The sequence below is a fragment of the Burkholderia sp. Bp9099 genome (assembly GCF_003857805.1).
Classification (GTDB): Bacteria; Pseudomonadota; Gammaproteobacteria; order Burkholderiales; family Burkholderiaceae; genus Burkholderia.
In genome coordinates, this window is record NZ_QTPU01000014.1 from 218,234 (window position 1) to 232,876 (window position 14,643).

General features: G+C 67.7%; 16 protein-coding genes. 11 read left to right on the plus strand and 5 right to left on the minus strand.

Going from position 1 to position 14,643, the window contains the following annotated elements:
* Positions 1-4: 4 nt before the first annotated feature.
* The gene (locus DIE17_RS18540; protein ID WP_124520617.1) at positions 5-1,195 is read right to left on the minus strand and encodes a class I SAM-dependent methyltransferase; all 1,191 of its coding nucleotides are present in this window, start codon (positions 1,193-1,195) and stop codon (positions 5-7) included.
* A 13-nt stretch (positions 1,196-1,208) separates the two neighbouring features.
* On the opposite strand from DIE17_RS18540, the gene DIE17_RS18545 reads away from it, so the two are divergent.
* The 7 genes from DIE17_RS18545 (at position 1,209) to DIE17_RS18575 (ending at position 7,520) form a co-directional block, all read left to right on the plus strand.
* Positions 1,209-1,952 carry an SDR family oxidoreductase gene (locus tag DIE17_RS18545; protein WP_044849085.1) on the plus strand — a complete coding sequence of 248 codons (744 nt, stop codon included), beginning with the start codon at positions 1,209-1,211 and terminating at the stop codon, positions 1,950-1,952.
* A gap of 78 nt (positions 1,953-2,030) precedes the next feature.
* Positions 2,031-2,435 carry a dihydroneopterin aldolase gene (locus tag DIE17_RS18550; protein ID WP_124486622.1) on the plus strand — a complete coding sequence of 135 codons (405 nt, stop codon included), beginning with the start codon at positions 2,031-2,033 and terminating at the stop codon, positions 2,433-2,435.
* On the plus strand, positions 2,432-3,427 hold the full coding sequence (gene ttcA, locus DIE17_RS18555; RefSeq protein WP_124486623.1) for a tRNA 2-thiocytidine(32) synthetase TtcA: 996 nt from the start codon (positions 2,432-2,434) through the stop codon (positions 3,425-3,427). The genes DIE17_RS18550 and ttcA overlap by 4 nt, the downstream gene beginning before the upstream one ends.
* 135 nt (positions 3,428-3,562) lie before the next feature.
* On the plus strand, positions 3,563-4,924 hold the full coding sequence (gene glmU / locus DIE17_RS18560) for a bifunctional UDP-N-acetylglucosamine diphosphorylase/glucosamine-1-phosphate N-acetyltransferase GlmU (RefSeq protein WP_124520616.1): 1,362 nt from the start codon (positions 3,563-3,565) through the stop codon (positions 4,922-4,924).
* Positions 4,925-4,978: 54 nt separating this feature from the next.
* A complete protein-coding gene (gene glmS, locus DIE17_RS18565; RefSeq protein ID WP_124520615.1) occupies positions 4,979-6,796 on the plus strand; it encodes a glutamine--fructose-6-phosphate transaminase (isomerizing) in 1,818 nt (605 codons plus the stop codon).
* A 50-nt stretch (positions 6,797-6,846) separates the two neighbouring features.
* Positions 6,847-7,302, plus strand: a complete 456-nt coding sequence (locus tag DIE17_RS18570) for a hypothetical protein (protein WP_124520614.1) — start codon at positions 6,847-6,849, stop codon at positions 7,300-7,302.
* The gene (locus tag DIE17_RS18575) at positions 7,302-7,520 is read left to right on the plus strand and encodes a hypothetical protein (RefSeq protein ID WP_040142345.1); all 219 of its coding nucleotides are present in this window, start codon (positions 7,302-7,304) and stop codon (positions 7,518-7,520) included. The genes DIE17_RS18570 and DIE17_RS18575 overlap by 1 nt, the downstream gene beginning before the upstream one ends.
* Positions 7,521-7,593: 73 nt before the next feature.
* Here DIE17_RS18575 and DIE17_RS18580 read toward each other — a convergent pair whose 3' ends face one another.
* Positions 7,594-8,430 carry an FTR1 family protein gene (locus DIE17_RS18580; RefSeq protein ID WP_044849093.1) on the minus strand — a complete coding sequence of 279 codons (837 nt, stop codon included), beginning with the start codon at positions 8,428-8,430 and terminating at the stop codon, positions 7,594-7,596.
* A gap of 12 nt (positions 8,431-8,442) precedes the next feature.
* On the minus strand, positions 8,443-8,775 hold the full coding sequence (locus tag DIE17_RS18585; RefSeq protein ID WP_124520613.1) for a cupredoxin domain-containing protein: 333 nt from the start codon (positions 8,773-8,775) through the stop codon (positions 8,443-8,445).
* 333 nt (positions 8,776-9,108) lie between these two features.
* Between DIE17_RS18585 and DIE17_RS18595 the strand changes: the two genes are divergently transcribed.
* Positions 9,109-9,309: a heavy-metal-associated domain-containing protein gene (locus DIE17_RS18595; protein ID WP_044849094.1), complete on the plus strand. Its 201-nt coding sequence runs from the start codon at positions 9,109-9,111 to the stop codon at positions 9,307-9,309.
* A 60-nt stretch (positions 9,310-9,369) separates the two neighbouring features.
* On the opposite strand, the gene DIE17_RS18600 is transcribed toward DIE17_RS18595, so the two are convergent.
* Both DIE17_RS18600 and DIE17_RS18605 read right to left on the minus strand, forming a co-directional pair.
* Positions 9,370-10,860, minus strand: a complete 1,491-nt coding sequence (locus DIE17_RS18600) for an aldehyde dehydrogenase (RefSeq protein WP_044849095.1) — start codon at positions 10,858-10,860, stop codon at positions 9,370-9,372.
* Between the two features lie 89 nt (positions 10,861-10,949).
* Complete coding sequence (locus DIE17_RS18605) at positions 10,950-11,501, minus strand: cupin domain-containing protein (protein ID WP_044849101.1); 552 nt, start codon at positions 11,499-11,501, stop codon at positions 10,950-10,952.
* 468 nt (positions 11,502-11,969) lie between these two features.
* On the opposite strand from DIE17_RS18605, the gene DIE17_RS38010 reads away from it, so the two are divergent.
* The 3 genes from DIE17_RS38010 to DIE17_RS18620 all read left to right on the plus strand — a co-directional run bounded on the left by DIE17_RS38010 (position 11,970) and on the right by DIE17_RS18620 (position 14,590).
* Complete coding sequence (locus DIE17_RS38010) at positions 11,970-12,152, plus strand: hypothetical protein (RefSeq protein ID WP_006402789.1); 183 nt, start codon at positions 11,970-11,972, stop codon at positions 12,150-12,152.
* Positions 12,153-12,437: 285 nt separating this feature from the next.
* Positions 12,438-13,223: a gamma-glutamyl-gamma-aminobutyrate hydrolase family protein gene (locus DIE17_RS18615; RefSeq protein ID WP_124520612.1), complete on the plus strand. Its 786-nt coding sequence runs from the start codon at positions 12,438-12,440 to the stop codon at positions 13,221-13,223.
* Between the two features lie 29 nt (positions 13,224-13,252).
* Positions 13,253-14,590, plus strand: a complete 1,338-nt coding sequence (locus tag DIE17_RS18620) for a glutamine synthetase family protein (protein ID WP_044849097.1) — start codon at positions 13,253-13,255, stop codon at positions 14,588-14,590.
* The last annotated feature ends 53 nt before the right edge of the window (positions 14,591-14,643 follow it).

The window sequence follows — 14,643 nt, forward strand, 5'->3', positions numbered from 1 at the left end:
GCCGTCAGAGCGCGTGCGAGCGGTCGCCGCGCGCGAACGCGTCGAGCGTGCCGTCGATGCCGCGCGAGAACGCGATCACCTTGAACAGCTCGCCCATCTCGGCTTCCGAGATCAGCTTCTGCACCGCGTTCGCGGCCGGCAGGAACTGGTGGATGTCGGACGGATCGATCGCGGCGAGCGCGTCGGTGATGCCCGCGTTCAACAGGAAACGCGCCTGCGACGTGTAGCCGAGCAGGTCCGCGCCGGTCGCGACGCCCGCGTCGTAGATGCCGGTGAATTCGACGTGCGCGGTGATGTCCTGCAGGCCCGGGTAAAGGAATGCGTCGTCGTGCGCGTGGTGGCGGTAGTGGCACATCAGCGTGCCGCGGTCGCGCTGCGGGTGGTAGTACTCGTGCGCGGGGAAGCCGTAGTCGACCAGCAGCACCGCGCCGCGCCCGAGCATCGTGCACACGGTGCGCGTGAACGCCAGCGCGGCTTCATGTGTTTCGGTCACGTAGCCGTCGTCGACGTCGAGCGTCGCGAGCACCGGCGGCAGGCCGGCCGCGCCCACGGGCCGGTCGTCGAACACGAACGCGTGCCGCGCGTCGAGCGCGACGCCGCGCTCGCGCCACGCGCCGCCCGCCTTCGCAAAGAGGCGCACCGGCATCGCGTCGAGCACCTCGTTGCCGACCACGACGCCGTCGAAGCGCTCGGGCAGCGCGTCGAGCCAGCGTACTTTTCCCGCAAGCGCCGGCGCAGCCGCCGCGATCGTGTCGCGCTGCCGTTCGCGCAGTTCGCCGGACAGGTCGACGATCAGGTATTCGTCGAGCTCGACGCCGAGCGCATCGAGCGCCGCGAGCAGCCCGGCCGCGAGCTTGCCGGTGCCCGCGCCGAATTCCATCACGCGGCGCGTGCCGCTCGCCGCGAGCGCGTCGGCGACGGGATTCGCGAGCGTCTGCGCGAACAGCGGCGACAGCTCGGGGGCCGTCACGAAGTCGCTGCCGTCGTCGGCGCGGCGCCCGAACTTGCGCGCGCCGCCGCTGTAATAGCCGAGGCCGGGCGCGTACAGCGCGCGTTCCATGAAGCGGTCGAACGGCAGCCAGCCGCCGGCCGCCGCGATCTCGTCGCGCAGTTGCGCGGCGAGGGTTTCGGACTGCGCGAGCGCGTCAGGGCCGGGAGCAGGTAAACTAGCGGGTTCGTGAGCTTTCGGGTTCATCCCGGCATTGTAAATGACCGTTTCAGCCGATACGTCGCCCCCGCGCATCGCGCTCGTCGCGGGCGCGCTGGGCAGCGCGGCCGACGCCGCGTCGCTCGGCCGTGCGCTCGCGACCGGATTCGCGCAGCGCGGCTGGGACGTCGCGCTGCAGCGCAGCCCCGGCGCGCCGCGCGCGGCTGGCGACGCGCTGGTCGCCGAAGTCGCCGCACTGGGCCGCCGCGCGGCCGTGCTCGACGCCGATCTGGCCCTGGAAGCCGATGCGGCCGCGCTCGTTGCCGCGTGCGGCGCGGCACTCGGCCGGCCCGCCTGTGCGGTGTTCGTGAGCGCTTGCGCCGGCACCGACGACGCGCATACCGTGGATGGCGCGTCGCTCGCCGGCGCGCTCGCGCGCAACGTGACGGCGCCGCTCGCGCTGGCCCGCGCGCTCGCCGACGCGACGCCCGATGCCGCGCGCGACGACGAATCGCTGCGCGCCTGCGCGATCCACGTGCTGGACCAGGCCCTGTTTCACCCGGCGCCGGCGCAGCTGTCGCACGCGCTGATGCAGGCCGCGCTGAACCGCGCGACCTCGGCGCTCGCGCTGGCGCTGGCGCCGAAGGTGCGCGTCGCGGCGCTCGTGCGCGGCCACGCGCCGCACGCGAACGACATCGCGGCGGCGGCCTGCTATCTCGCGAGCGCGCCCGGCGTCACGGGCGCGACGCTGACCGTCGACGGCGGCGAGCACCTGGTGCCGCCCGCCGCCGGCCCGAATGACTGAACTGCGCGGAGCGCGCGGCCCGACCGCCGCCGCCCGCGCCGCTTTGCGTGCACGCACGCCAATTTGACTGGGACGACCATGTTTTCCGCTCTCCTGCACCCCCGCCTCGCGGACTGCCGCAGGCTCTACCTGCGCGACTACGAGGTGCACATCAACATCGGGGCCTTCGAACACGAGAAGCGCGGCGAGCAGCGCGTCGTCATCAACATCGACCTGTTCGTGCCGCTCGCGCTGTCCACCCCCGTCGACGACCGGCTGCATGAAGTCGTCGACTACGACCTGATGAAGCAGAGCGTCGCGCAGTGCCTGGCGCGCGGCCACATCCACCTGCAGGAAACGCTGTGCGACGCGATCGCCGCGAACCTGCTGGCGCACGACAGCGTGCGCGCGGTACGCGTCTGTACCGAGAAACCGGACGCCTATCCGGACTGCGACGCCGTCGGCGTCGAAGTCTTTCGCATCAAGGACGAGGAGCGCGCATGAACGCCCCCCACATGAATGACACGGCGGCCGATGGCGCCGCCATCGAAGCCACCGTCGCCGACACCGGTCGCCGCGCGCTGACGCGCCGCGAGCAGAAGGAAGCGTACGAGAACAACAAGCTGTTCAAGCGGATCGTGCGCCAGGTCGGCCAGGCGATCGGCGACTACAACATGATCGAGCAGGGCGACAAGGTGATGGTGTGCCTGTCGGGCGGCAAGGACAGCTACGCGATGCTCGACGTGCTGCTGCGCCTGCGCGAACGCGCGCCGATCGACTTCGACATCGTCGCGGTCAACCTCGACCAGAAGCAGCCGGGCTTCCCCGAGCACGTGCTGCCCGAGTACCTGACGCAGGTCGGTGTGCCGTTCCACATCGAGAACCAGGACACCTACAGCATCGTCAAGCGGCTCGTCCCCGAAGGCAAGACGACCTGCTCGCTGTGCTCGCGGCTGCGCCGCGGGATCCTGTACCGCGTGGCGGGCGAGCTCGGCGCGACCAAGATCGCGCTCGGCCACCACCGCGACGACATCCTGCAAACCTTGCTGCTCAACATGTTCTACGGCGGCAAGCTGAAGGGGATGCCGCCGAAGCTGCAGTCGGACGACGGCCGGAACGTCGTGATCCGCCCGCTCGCGTACGTGAAGGAAACCGATCTCGAGAAATACGCGGAGCTGCGCGAATTCCCGATCATCCCGTGCAACCTGTGCGGCAGCCAGCCGAACCTGAAGCGCGCGGAAATGAAGGCGCTGATCCGCGAATGGGACAAGCGCTTTCCGGGCCGCGTCGACAACATGTTCAGCGCGCTCGCGAACGTCGTGCCGTCGCACCTGATGGATACGACCCAGTTCCCGTTCGCGTCGCTGCGCGCGACCGGAGAAGCCGATCCGCAGGGCGACATTGCGTTCGACGAGGAGCCGTGCGCGTCCGGCGAAGACACCGCCGTGCCGGGTGCCGCGAAACCGATCTCGATTGTCCAGTTCGACGACCTGTAAGCAGGGTCCGAACATCGCCGGAACGGGGCGCAGCGTGCCCTGTTCCGGCACTGTCGCCCGGTCGCGACAGGCCCGGAATGCCAGGGGCCGCATGCTAAAATGGACGGCTACGAACTCCTCTGACAAGCTGGCGCCATGAATATCGTGATTTTGGCGGCAGGCACCGGCAAGCGCATGCGTTCCGCGCTGCCGAAAGTGCTCCATCCCCTGGCCGGCAGGCCGCTCCTCTCCCACGTCATCGCCACCGCGCGCACGCTGCAGCCGTCGCGGCTCGTCGTCGTCGTCGGTCATGGCGCCGAGCAGGTCCAGGCCGCCGTCGCCGCGCCCGACGTGCAGTTCGCGGTACAGGCCGAGCAGCTCGGCACCGGCCACGCGGTGCGCCAGGCGCTGCCGCTGCTCGATCCCGCGCAACCGACGCTGGTGCTGTACGGCGACGTGCCGCTCACCCACGCGTCGACGCTGCGGCGTCTGGTCGACGCCGCGCGCGAGGGCCGCTACGGGATTCTGACGGTCACGCTCGACGATCCGACCGGCTACGGCCGCATCGTGCGCGACGCGTCCGGCTTCGTCACGCGCATCGTCGAGCAGAAGGATGCGTCGCCCGAGCAACTGAAGATCGCCGAGATCAACACCGGCATCATCGTCACGCCGACGGCCCAGCTGTCGATGTGGCTCGGCGCGCTGAAGAACGAGAACGCGCAGGGCGAGTACTACCTGACCGACGTCGTCGAACTCGCGATCGAGGCCGGCTTCGAGATCGTCACGGCGCAGCCCGACGAGGACTGGGAAACGCTCGGCGTGAACAGCAAGGCGCAGCTCGCGGAACTCGAGCGCATCCATCAGCGCAACGTCGCCGATGCGCTGCTCGCCGACGGCGTCACGCTCGCCGATCCGGCGCGCCTCGACGTGCGCGGCACGCTCCGGTGCGGCCGCGACGTGTCGATCGACGTGAACTGCGTGTTCGAAGGCAACGTGACGCTCGCCGACAACGTGACGATCGGCGCGAACTGCGTGATCCGCAACGCGTCGATCGGCGCGGGCACGCGCATCGACGCGTTCACGCACATCGACGGCGCCGAACTCGGCGCGCACACCGTGATCGGCCCGTACGCGCGGCTGCGCCCGGGCGCGCAGCTCGCGGACGAAGCGCACGTCGGCAACTTCGTCGAGGTGAAGAACGCGGTGATCGGCCACGGTTCGAAGGCGAACCACCTGACCTACATCGGCGACGCCGACATCGGCGCGCGCGTGAACATCGGCGCCGGCACGATCACCTGCAACTACGACGGCGCGAACAAGTTCCGCACCGTGATCGAGGACGACGTATTCGTCGGCTCGGACACGCAGCTCGTCGCGCCGGTGCGCGTCGGCCGCGGCGTGACGATCGCGGCCGGCACGACGATCTGGAAGGACGTCGCCGAGGGCGTCCTCGCATTGAACGAGAAGACGCAGACCGCGAAAAGCGGCTACGTCCGACCGGTCAAGAAGAAGAGCTGAACCTTTTGCGGGCGCCCGAACGGCGCCCGCGTCGACTTACAGGATTGACCATTCATGTGCGGCATTGTCGGCGCAGTTGCGCAGCGTAATATCGTTCCGGTGCTGATCGAAGGATTGCGGCGCCTCGAATACCGTGGCTACGACTCGTGCGGCGTCGCCGTGCTCGAGCCGGACGCACCGAAGCGCGCGCGCAGCGTCGCGCGCGTCGCCGATCTCGACGCGCAGGTGCAGGAATCGCACCTCGCAGGCACGACCGGCGTCGCGCACACGCGCTGGGCGACGCACGGTGCGCCCGTCACGCACAACGCACACCCGATCTTCTCGTCGAACGCGCTCGCGCTGGTGCACAACGGCATCATCGAGAACTTCGAGACGCTGCGCGACGCGCTGCGCGCGAAGGGCTACGAATTCGTGTCGCAGACCGACACCGAAGTGATCGCGCACCTCGTGCACAGCCTGTATCGCGGCGACCTGTTCGAGGCCGTGCGCGAAGCCGTGCAGCAGCTGCACGGCGCGTATGCGATCGCGGTGACCCACAAGGACCAGCCGCACATCGTCGTCGGCGCGCGCCAGGGTTCGCCGCTCGTCGTCGGCCACGGCGACGGCGAGAACTTCCTCGCCTCCGACGCACTGGCGCTGGCCGGCAGCACCGACCATTTCACGTTCCTCGAGGAAGGCGACATGTGCGAGCTGTCGCTCGACGGCGTGAAGATCGTCGACCGCCACGGCGCGCTCGCGCAGCGCGAGATCCGCGTGGTCAGCGCATACGGCGGCGCGGTCGAGCTGGGCCCGTATCGCCACTTCATGCAGAAGGAAATCTTCGAGCAGCCGCGCGCGATCAGCGACACGGTGCCGCAAACCGAAGCATTCGACGCAACGCTGTTCGGCGACGCGGCGCCCGCCGCGTTCGCGGACATCGACAGCCTGCTGATCCTCGCGTGCGGCACGAGCTACTACTCGGGCCTCACCGCGAAGTACTGGCTCGAATCGATCGCGAAGATTCCGACCCAGGTCGAGATCGCGAGCGAATACCGCTATCGCGAATCGGTGCCGAACCCGCGCCAGCTCGTGCTGGTGATCTCGCAGTCGGGAGAGACGGCCGACACGCTCGCCGCGCTCAAGCACGCGCAGTCTCTCGGCCACACGCATACGCTCGCGGTGTGCAACGTCGCGACGAGCGCGATGGTGCGCCTCACCGAGATGCAGTTCCTGACGCACGCGGGCACCGAGATCGGCGTCGCGTCGACCAAGGCGTTCACGACCCAGCTCGTCGCGCTGTTCGTGCTGGCCGCGACGCTCGGCAAGCTGCGCGGGCACGTCGACGCCGCGCAGGAAGCGCAATTCCTGAAGGAGCTGCGCCACCTGCCGGCCGCGCTGAACAGCGTGCTCGCCCTCGAGCCGCAGATCATCGCGTGGTCGGAGGAATTCGCGCGCAAGGAAAACGCGCTGTTCCTCGGCCGCGGGCTGCACTACCCGATCGCGCTCGAAGGCGCGCTGAAGCTGAAGGAAATCTCGTACATCCACGCCGAGGCCTATCCGGCCGGCGAACTGAAGCACGGCCCGCTCGCGCTCGTCACGGAAGCGATGCCGGTCGTCACGGTCGCGCCGAACGACACGCTGCTCGAGAAGCTGAAGTCGAACATGCAGGAAGTGCGCGCGCGCGGCGGCGAGCTGTACGTGTTCGCGGATGCCGACACGCAGATCGTCAACGACGACGGCCTGCACGTGATCCGGATGCCGGAACACTACGGCCAGCTGTCGCCGATCCTGCACGTCGTGCCGCTGCAGCTGCTCGCATATCACACCGCGTGCGCGCGCGGCACCGACGTCGACAAGCCGCGCAACCTCGCGAAGTCGGTGACGGTGGAGTAAGCAATCGGCGCAGCGCAGTCCGGCGCGCCGGCGAGACTGACGGAGAGACCATGGTAAGACTGTTTGGATGCGGATTGCTGGCGCTGAGCTTCGCGTCGACGGGCTGGGCGACCGAGCACTACGTCGAAGTCTGGAACCCGCCCGAGGCGCGCGTGCCGGCGGCACGTACGCCGCCCCCGCGCGCGGCCGCCGACGCGCACGCCGGCAACAAGACCGCGGAAAAGCACGCGAGCGTGCAGCCGAAGGTCGCCGTCAAGCCGCACAAGCGCCGCGTCGCACAAGCCGTGAAAGCCGCGCCGCATCGACCGACCGCCGCGACGGTCGATGCGCCGGCCGCACCGCGCCCCGTCGCGCAGCCCGCGCCGGGCCGGCTCACCGTGATGCAGCCGACCGTGCCCGACACGCCGCACGCACTCAAATTCTCCGATATCCCACGGCAATACACGCCGGACGGCAACGTGCTGCGTGTCGGCGCGAGCCGCCGTTCCGCGGAGGTGACGCGATAATGGAAGCGCAGACCTATCACGGCTACCAGATCTGGGGCCATTCGATCCTGCAGCAAGACGAAATCCTGCAGCCCGAGCGCTTCGCGGCGAGCGGCACGATCACGCAGAACAACCGGCTCGTCGAAGCGTCAGGCGTGCTCGGCGTGTTCGATACCGAGGACGAAGCGCGCGAAGCGGGGCTCGAATGGGCCCGCGCGTGGATCGACAGCCATCGCTGAACGGAGCGCGAACCGTCAACGCAAGTAACAAGGGGCGTCCACGACGCCCCTTTTTGCATTCGGCCCCGCCCGCTCAGGCGACGGGCCGCGGCGGCGGCACGACCGTCCGCGGCCGGCCGACGAGCCGCGCCAGCACGACGATCGCAACCAGCGTGACCAGGTACGCGGCGATCTGGATCCCCGCCGGACGCGCGGTATAGCCGATCAACGTATGCAGCGCCTTGCCGACGATGCTCGTTTCCTTGAGCAGCCACGAGGTATCCCAGACCGCGTCGCCCCACGACGGCACGAGGCCCGCGGCAAGCAGGAAGCCGACGCACTGGCTCGCCATCCCCGCCGCGAGCAGCACGATCAGCGCATTGGTGACGGAAAACAGGCGCTTGAGCGGAATCTGCAGCAGGCCCGCATACATCGCATAGCCGAGCCCGGCGCCACCCAGCACGCCGAGCAGCCCGCCGACGATCATCTGCGGCGTCTGTCCCGGATCGCCCGCCGCGATGCCGTACAGGAACAGCACGGCCTCGGAGCCTTCGCGCAATACCGCGACGCCGACCACGATCGCGAGCCCCGTGAGCGGCCGGCTGCCGGCCGCGACGGCCCGCCCGACCTCGCCCATGTGCAGCGCCATCTCGCGGCCGTGGCGGCTCATCCAGATGCAATGCCACGCGAGCATCAGCGTCGCGACGAACATCACGCCCGCGTTGAAGACTTCCTGCCCCATGCCGGATGCCCACTGCGAGATCACGTCGGCGAACGCGGCGATCAGGCCGGCGCCGATCACGCCGCCGACGAGCCCGCCGCCGACCCACCAGCCGCGCCGCGGCACGCCCTTCGTGGCGGCCATCACGATCGAGACCACCAGCGCGGCCTCGAGCACTTCACGAAAGACGATCAGGGCAGTAGACAGCATGGCGATATCCGCTTACTTGACGGTCAGGTGCGTCTTCGACTGCGCTTCGTGATACTCGTCGTGGAACTCGTAGGTGCCGGCCTTCAGCGGCCCGACGAGGATCTCGACCGACTTGCCGGCCGGCACGACCTTCTCTGCCTTGAAATCGTCGCTTTCGAATTCCGCGGGCGTCGCGTCGAGATTCTTCACGACGAACTTCACCTTCTTGCCGGCCGGAATCGTCACGCCGTCGGGCGAGAACTTGTGGTCCTTCAGGGTCAGGTTGACGACGTCGTCGGCAGCGAAGGCGGACGATGCCGATACGCCCAGCAGGGCCAGTGCGAAACCGAAAGCGAAGCGATTCATATGGGTAACGAAATGAAATATCGAGGGGGAACCGATAGTAAGATCGATTCGCATTTCCCTCTCGAAGTACCCTTACTGATGGCATGGGCATCGGGCGTCGTCGACGCGACACGCACCTTGTCGTGCAAGGCTCCGCCAGATTTCGCCGACAATGCGCGACCGTCAATCGGGAAAAATTCCGACTGACGTACATCGGCGCATCACGATTCGTCTGACTTCTGCTTTACAAATAGCTTTCGCGATGCCGAACGCGACGAATCGCTTGACCTTCCCACCATGGCAAGCTTCATGCTGGCGACGTTTGTGAATCGCCACCCAACCCAGGAGAACACGATGGAATTCGAAGTCCAGGACATGACCTGCGGCGGCTGCGCCAACGCCATCACGCGTGCCGTGACGGCAGCCGACCCCGCTGCGAAGCTCGACATCGACGTGGCCGCGAAGACGGTCAAGGTCGAATCGGCGCAAGGCGCCGAACGCGTGCAGTCGATCATCGAAGCCGCGGGCTTCCACCCGGCGCTGCGCACGGCCTGACGCGCGCATGCGCAGCACGGGCGTGGCGCCCGTCGGCACCGCGCCCGCACACCGGCCGCGTCAGCGAAGCCGGATCAGCGTCGACTTCAGTTCGGTGTACTTCTCGAGCGCATGCAGCGACTTGTCGCGGCCGTTGCCCGACTGCTTGTAGCCGCCGAACGGGAAGTTCATGTCGCCGCCTTCGTCGTAGCAGTTCACCCACACCGTGCCCGCCCGCAGCCGGCGCGACACGTCGTGCGCGGTCGTCAGGTCCGACGTCCACACCGCCGCCGCGAGCCCGTACTCGGTATCGTTCGCGATCCGCACCGCCTCGTCGACATCGTCGAACACGATCACCGACAGCACGGGACCGAAGATCTCCTCGCGCGCGATCTTCGCATCGGGCTTCACCTCGAACACCGTCGGCTCGACGTAGAAGCCGCCCGTCTCCGCCTTCACGCGCGCACCGCCCGTGACGAGCGTGCCCTCCTTGCGCCCGGCGTCGATGTAGCCGAGCACGCGCTCGAGCTGGATGCCGTCGACGATCGCGCCCATCGATACCGACGGATCGAGCGGGTTGCCCGGCACGTACGCACGCGCGGCCGCGACCAGCTTCTCGATGAACGCGTCCTTGATGTCGCGATGCACGAGCAGGCGCGAGCCGGCCGTGCACATCTCGCCCATGTTGTAGAAGATCGCGCCGGCCGCGGCCTGCGCGGCGCGGTCGAGATCCGGGCAATCGGGCAGCACGATGTTCGGCGACTTGCCGCCGAGTTCGAGCCATGCGCGCTTCAGGTTCGACTGCGCGGCGTACTGCATGATCAGCTTGCCGACTGCCGTGGAGCCGGTGAACGCGATGCAGTCGACGTCGCGATGAAGCGCGAGCAGCTTGCCCGGTTCGCCCGCGCCCGGCACGACGTTGAACACGCCGGCCGGGATGCCGGCCTCGTACGCGAGCTGCGCGACGCGGATCGCGGTCAGCGGCGATTTCTCCGACGGTTTCAGCACGACGCTGTTGCCGGCCGCGAGCGCCGGGCCGAACTTCCATGCGGCCATCAGGATCGGGAAGTTCCACGGCACGACGGCCGCGACCACGCCGACCGGCTCGCGCGTGACGAGGCCGACGAGATGATGGTCGGCCGGCGCGACTTCGCCGCCGACCTTGTCGATCGCCTCGGCGAACCACTCGACGCAATACGCGGCGCCCGGCACGTCGACCGTCGTCGTGTCGCCGATCGGCTTGCCGGCGTCGAGCGTCTCGAGCAGCGACAGTTCGTCGAGATGCTCGCGCATCAGTGCGGCCCAGCGCAGCAGCACGGCCTTGCGCGCGCGCGGGTTCAGTCCGGCCCACACGCCGGCGTCGAACGCGCGGCGGGCGGCCGCGACGGCGGCGTTCACGTCGGCCTCGCCGCAATCGGCCACCTTCGCGAGCACGCGGCCGTCGATCGGGCTCACGCAGTCGAACGTCTTGCCGCCGTGCGCGTCGCGCGACGCGCCGTCGATGAATGCGCGCCCCTCGATCTCGAGCGACGCCGCCTTGTCCTGCCAGTCAGCCAAAGTCAACTTGTTCATTCAGGATGCCTCAACGGTTGTGGCATTCGCGCTGCGGCACGCCGTGCAACGGCAACGCTGCCGGCGGTGGCGAATGCGGTGATGCGCGGTCAGAAGGTGGCCGGCGAATTGGCCGACACGACCTCGCAGAGCTGTTCCGCGCTGGGATTGCGAAAACGGTGCGGCAAACGGCTTTCGAAGTAGTAGCCGTCTCCGGGGTCGAGCAGCCAGGTCGCGCCGTCGACGGTGAGCTCGAGCCGACCCGACACGACCACGCCACCCTCGTGCCCCGCGTGCACGAGCATCTCGGGCCCCGTATCGGCGAGCGGCTGGTAGACCTCGCGCATGATGCACATGTTGCGGTCCTTCACGCCCGCGCCGACGAGGTGAAACGCGAGCGCGTCGTTGCCGAGGTTCGGCATCTCGTCACGTCGCGACACGACCGAGCGCGATTCGACCAGCTCGAACGTGAAGAACTCCGCGAGACTCATCGGGATGCATTCGAGCAGTTTCTTCAGCGAGCCGACCGACGGGCTCACGCGCCCCTGTTCGATCAGCGAGATCGTGCCGTTGGTCACGCCGGCCCGCTTCGCGAGTTCGCGCTGCGACAGGCCATGCTTGTTGCGCACGAAACGCAGGCGCTCGGCGACTTCGGTGGACATCGATTCGGTTTCGGACACGATAGAAGTGCGGTGAAAAAGTGAAACGACGCGTTGGACAGCGTTGAGCAGCCGTTGAATATTCTAATCACTTTATGCCACACATCAGCGGGGAAAACCCTGAAAGGCGTTCGAAATAATGAACACCCCGCGCGTCATTCCATTTACGAATATTTTGTTCGCAGTGCCTCGGGAAAGCCCTGACACGAGACCGTCAAAAAACATTTGACGCCGTTTTTGGCTCGTATATGCTGGCTCTCAGGTCAGCGTCATTGGCCATTCATCGGCACCGAAAAACGTTACTGCAACGTAAAAATTGATGCCCATCAATGTAAATGACGCAGGCCGGGCACCTTGATTATTTTAAACGCCTCGCGCGCCGAAACGATCAGGTGTTCAATACTTTCAACAAACCAGTCGAGTGTAATCGTGAGAGTCCGTGGCCCTCTGGTGAGGTGGGATCGAGGCGATGTGCGAAGTTTGCGCAGCGCTGCTCCCGCTTCCGATGGCAGTTGCGGCTGGCATAGTCCTCGCCTGCTGCATCTGTCGATCTACACCATCCTGTCCCGTCGTTCCGTTCGCCGTCACAACGCCGTTTCCGCACGCGCGTTCGTGGCCGTCGATACCGACGAAGTCGCGTCGCTGCTGCCATAGCGCCTCTCCTCCTTTTCTCGTCGTTCGTTTCAACTGCCTGTTCGTCAGCCGCGTCGTCTGCGCGGTGACGGAACGCGTTCGCGCATCCATTGCCGCGTCGCACGGCACGACGAAACGAACGATGGCCTGACCGTCGCGCGCAGCGCGGATCGCCATGCGAACCCGTTGCGCCCATTCACCAGCGGCCTTGCGCGCTTCGCGAGGCTGCGGGGCCGTGTCGCGCCTGCATTTTGCGGTTTTCCCGCGTGATGCACGCAACGGTCCTACGGACAACTGATTGACGTCATGGAAAGGAAACCCCTCGTCGGCATCACCGCCGACTTCACGCAGATCGGCGCACATGCGTCGCACACGGTCGGCGACAAGTACGTCGCGGCGATCGTCGACGGCGCACACGCGCTCGCGATGGTGCTGCCCGCGCTCGGCGATCGCCAGTCGGTCGACGACGTGCTCGCCACGGTCGACGGCCTGTTGTTTACCGGCAGCTATTCGAACGTCGAGCCGCACCTGTATGGCGGCGAGCCGAGCGCGCCCGGCACGAAGCACGATCCCGCGCGCGACGCGACGACGCTGCCGCTGCTGCGCGCGGCGATCGTCGCGGGCGTGCCCGTGCTGGCCGTGTGCCGCGGCTTCCAGGAGCTGAACGTCGTTTGCGGCGGCACGCTGCATCAGCGCGTGCACGACGTGCCGGGCCTCGCCGATCACCGCGAGGACGACGACGCGCCGATGGACACGCAATACGGCCCCGCGCACGTCGTGCGCCTGACGCCCGGCGGCGTGCTGCACACGCTCGCCGGCGGCCGCGACGACGTGCACGTGAACTCGCTGCACAAGCAGGGCATCGCGCAGCTCGGTTCCGGCCTCGCCGTCGAAGCCGTCGCGCCGGACGGCCTGATCGAGGCCGTCAGCGTCGTCGATGCCCCGGCCTTCGCCCTCGCCGTGCAGTGGCACCCGGAATGGCGGCATGCGCATGACCCGCTGTCGAGCGCGATCTTCCGCGCCTTCGGCGACGCCTGCCGCGCGCGCCGCGACGCCCGCACACGTGCCACGGCCGCCGCCGCGCTCGCCTGAGCGCGCCGACCCACATAACGAGAACAGACATGCAAGACATCGAAGACTTTCTGAAGCAGCACCGGATCACCGAGATCGAAGCGATCATTCCCGACATGGCCGGCATCGCGCGCGGCAAGATCACGCCGCGCAACAAGTTCACGTCCGGCGAATCGATGCGGCTGCCGCAGGCCGTGATGGTGCAGACCGTCACCGGCGACTATCCGGAAGACGGCTCGCTGACCGGCGTGACCGATCCCGACATGGTGTGCGTGCCCGACACGTCGACCATTCGCCTGATCCCGTGGGCCGTCGATCCGACCGCGCAGGTGATCCACGATTGCGTGCACTTCGACGGCTCGCCGGTCGAGATCTCGCCGCGCTACGTGCTGCGCCGCGTGCTCGACCTCTACAAGGCGAAGGGCTGGAAGCCGGTCGTCGCGCCGGAGCTCGAGTTCTACCTGGTCGACATGAACAAGGACCCGGACCTGCCGCTGCGTCCGCCGGTCGGCCGCACGGGCCGCCCCGAAACGGGCCGCCAGTCGTATTCGATCGAGGCGGTCAACGAGTTCGACCCGCTGTTCGAGGACATCTACGAGTACTGCGAAGCGCAGAACCTCGACATCGACACGCTGATCCACGAAGTCGGCGCCGCGCAGATGGAGATCAACTTCATGCACGGCGACGCGCTGTCGCTGGCCGACCAGGTGTTCCTGTTCAAGCGCACGGTGCGCGAGGCCGCGTTGCGCCACAACATGTACTCGACCTTCATGGCCAAGCCGATGGAAAACGAGCCGGGCTCGGCGATGCACGTGCACCAGAGCATCGTCGACGAGGAAACGGGCCGCAACCTGTTCACGTCGCCGGAAACGGGCGGCGCGACCTCGCTGTTCTACAACTACCTCGCGGGGCTGCAGAAGTACACGCCCGCCTTGATGCCGATCTTCGCGCCGTACATCAATTCGTATCGCCGGCTGTCGCGCTTCATGGCCGCGCCGATCAACGTGCAGTGGGGCTACGACAACCGCACGGTCGGCTTCCGCATCCCGCACTCGGGCCCGGCCGCGCGCCGCATCGAGAACCGGATTCCGGGCGTCGACTGCAACCCGTACCTCGCGCTCGCGGCGACGCTCGCGGCCGGCTATCTCGGCATGACGCAGCGTCTCGAGCCGACCGAACCGCTCGTCAGCGACGGCTACGAGCTGCCGTACCAGCTGCCGCGCAACCTCGAGGAAGGGCTCACGCTGATGGCCGCGTGCGAGCCGCTCGGCGAGATTCTCGGCCACAAGTTCCTGAAGGCGTATTTCGCGCTGAAGGAAACCGAATACGAAGCGTTCTTCCGCGTGATCAGTTCGTGGGAACGCCGCCATCTGCTGCTGCACGTCTGAGCGTGCACACGACCGAATACGGAATCACGGAGGAAACATGACGTACCGCAACG

Coding starts and splice junctions, on each gene's coding strand:
- DIE17_RS18540 (WP_124520617.1), bottom strand. CDS start 1,195: ATGAACCCGAAAGCTCACGAACCCGCTAGTTTACCTGCTCCCGGCCCT.
- DIE17_RS18545 (WP_044849085.1), top strand. CDS start 1,209: ATGACCGTTTCAGCCGATACGTCGCCCCCGCGCATCGCGCTCGTCGCG.
- DIE17_RS18550 (WP_124486622.1), top strand. CDS start 2,031: ATGTTTTCCGCTCTCCTGCACCCCCGCCTCGCGGACTGCCGCAGGCTC.
- ttcA (WP_124486623.1), top strand. CDS start 2,432: ATGAACGCCCCCCACATGAATGACACGGCGGCCGATGGCGCCGCCATC.
- glmU (WP_124520616.1), top strand. CDS start 3,563: ATGAATATCGTGATTTTGGCGGCAGGCACCGGCAAGCGCATGCGTTCC.
- glmS (WP_124520615.1), top strand. CDS start 4,979: ATGTGCGGCATTGTCGGCGCAGTTGCGCAGCGTAATATCGTTCCGGTG.
- DIE17_RS18570 (WP_124520614.1), top strand. CDS start 6,847: ATGGTAAGACTGTTTGGATGCGGATTGCTGGCGCTGAGCTTCGCGTCG.
- DIE17_RS18575 (WP_040142345.1), top strand. CDS start 7,302: ATGGAAGCGCAGACCTATCACGGCTACCAGATCTGGGGCCATTCGATC.
- DIE17_RS18580 (WP_044849093.1), bottom strand. CDS start 8,430: ATGCTGTCTACTGCCCTGATCGTCTTTCGTGAAGTGCTCGAGGCCGCG.
- DIE17_RS18585 (WP_124520613.1), bottom strand. CDS start 8,775: ATGAATCGCTTCGCTTTCGGTTTCGCACTGGCCCTGCTGGGCGTATCG.
- DIE17_RS18595 (WP_044849094.1), top strand. CDS start 9,109: ATGGAATTCGAAGTCCAGGACATGACCTGCGGCGGCTGCGCCAACGCC.
- DIE17_RS18600 (WP_044849095.1), bottom strand. CDS start 10,860: ATGAACAAGTTGACTTTGGCTGACTGGCAGGACAAGGCGGCGTCGCTC.
- DIE17_RS18605 (WP_044849101.1), bottom strand. CDS start 11,501: ATGTCCACCGAAGTCGCCGAGCGCCTGCGTTTCGTGCGCAACAAGCAT.
- DIE17_RS18615 (WP_124520612.1), top strand. CDS start 12,438: ATGGAAAGGAAACCCCTCGTCGGCATCACCGCCGACTTCACGCAGATC.
- DIE17_RS18620 (WP_044849097.1), top strand. CDS start 13,253: ATGCAAGACATCGAAGACTTTCTGAAGCAGCACCGGATCACCGAGATC.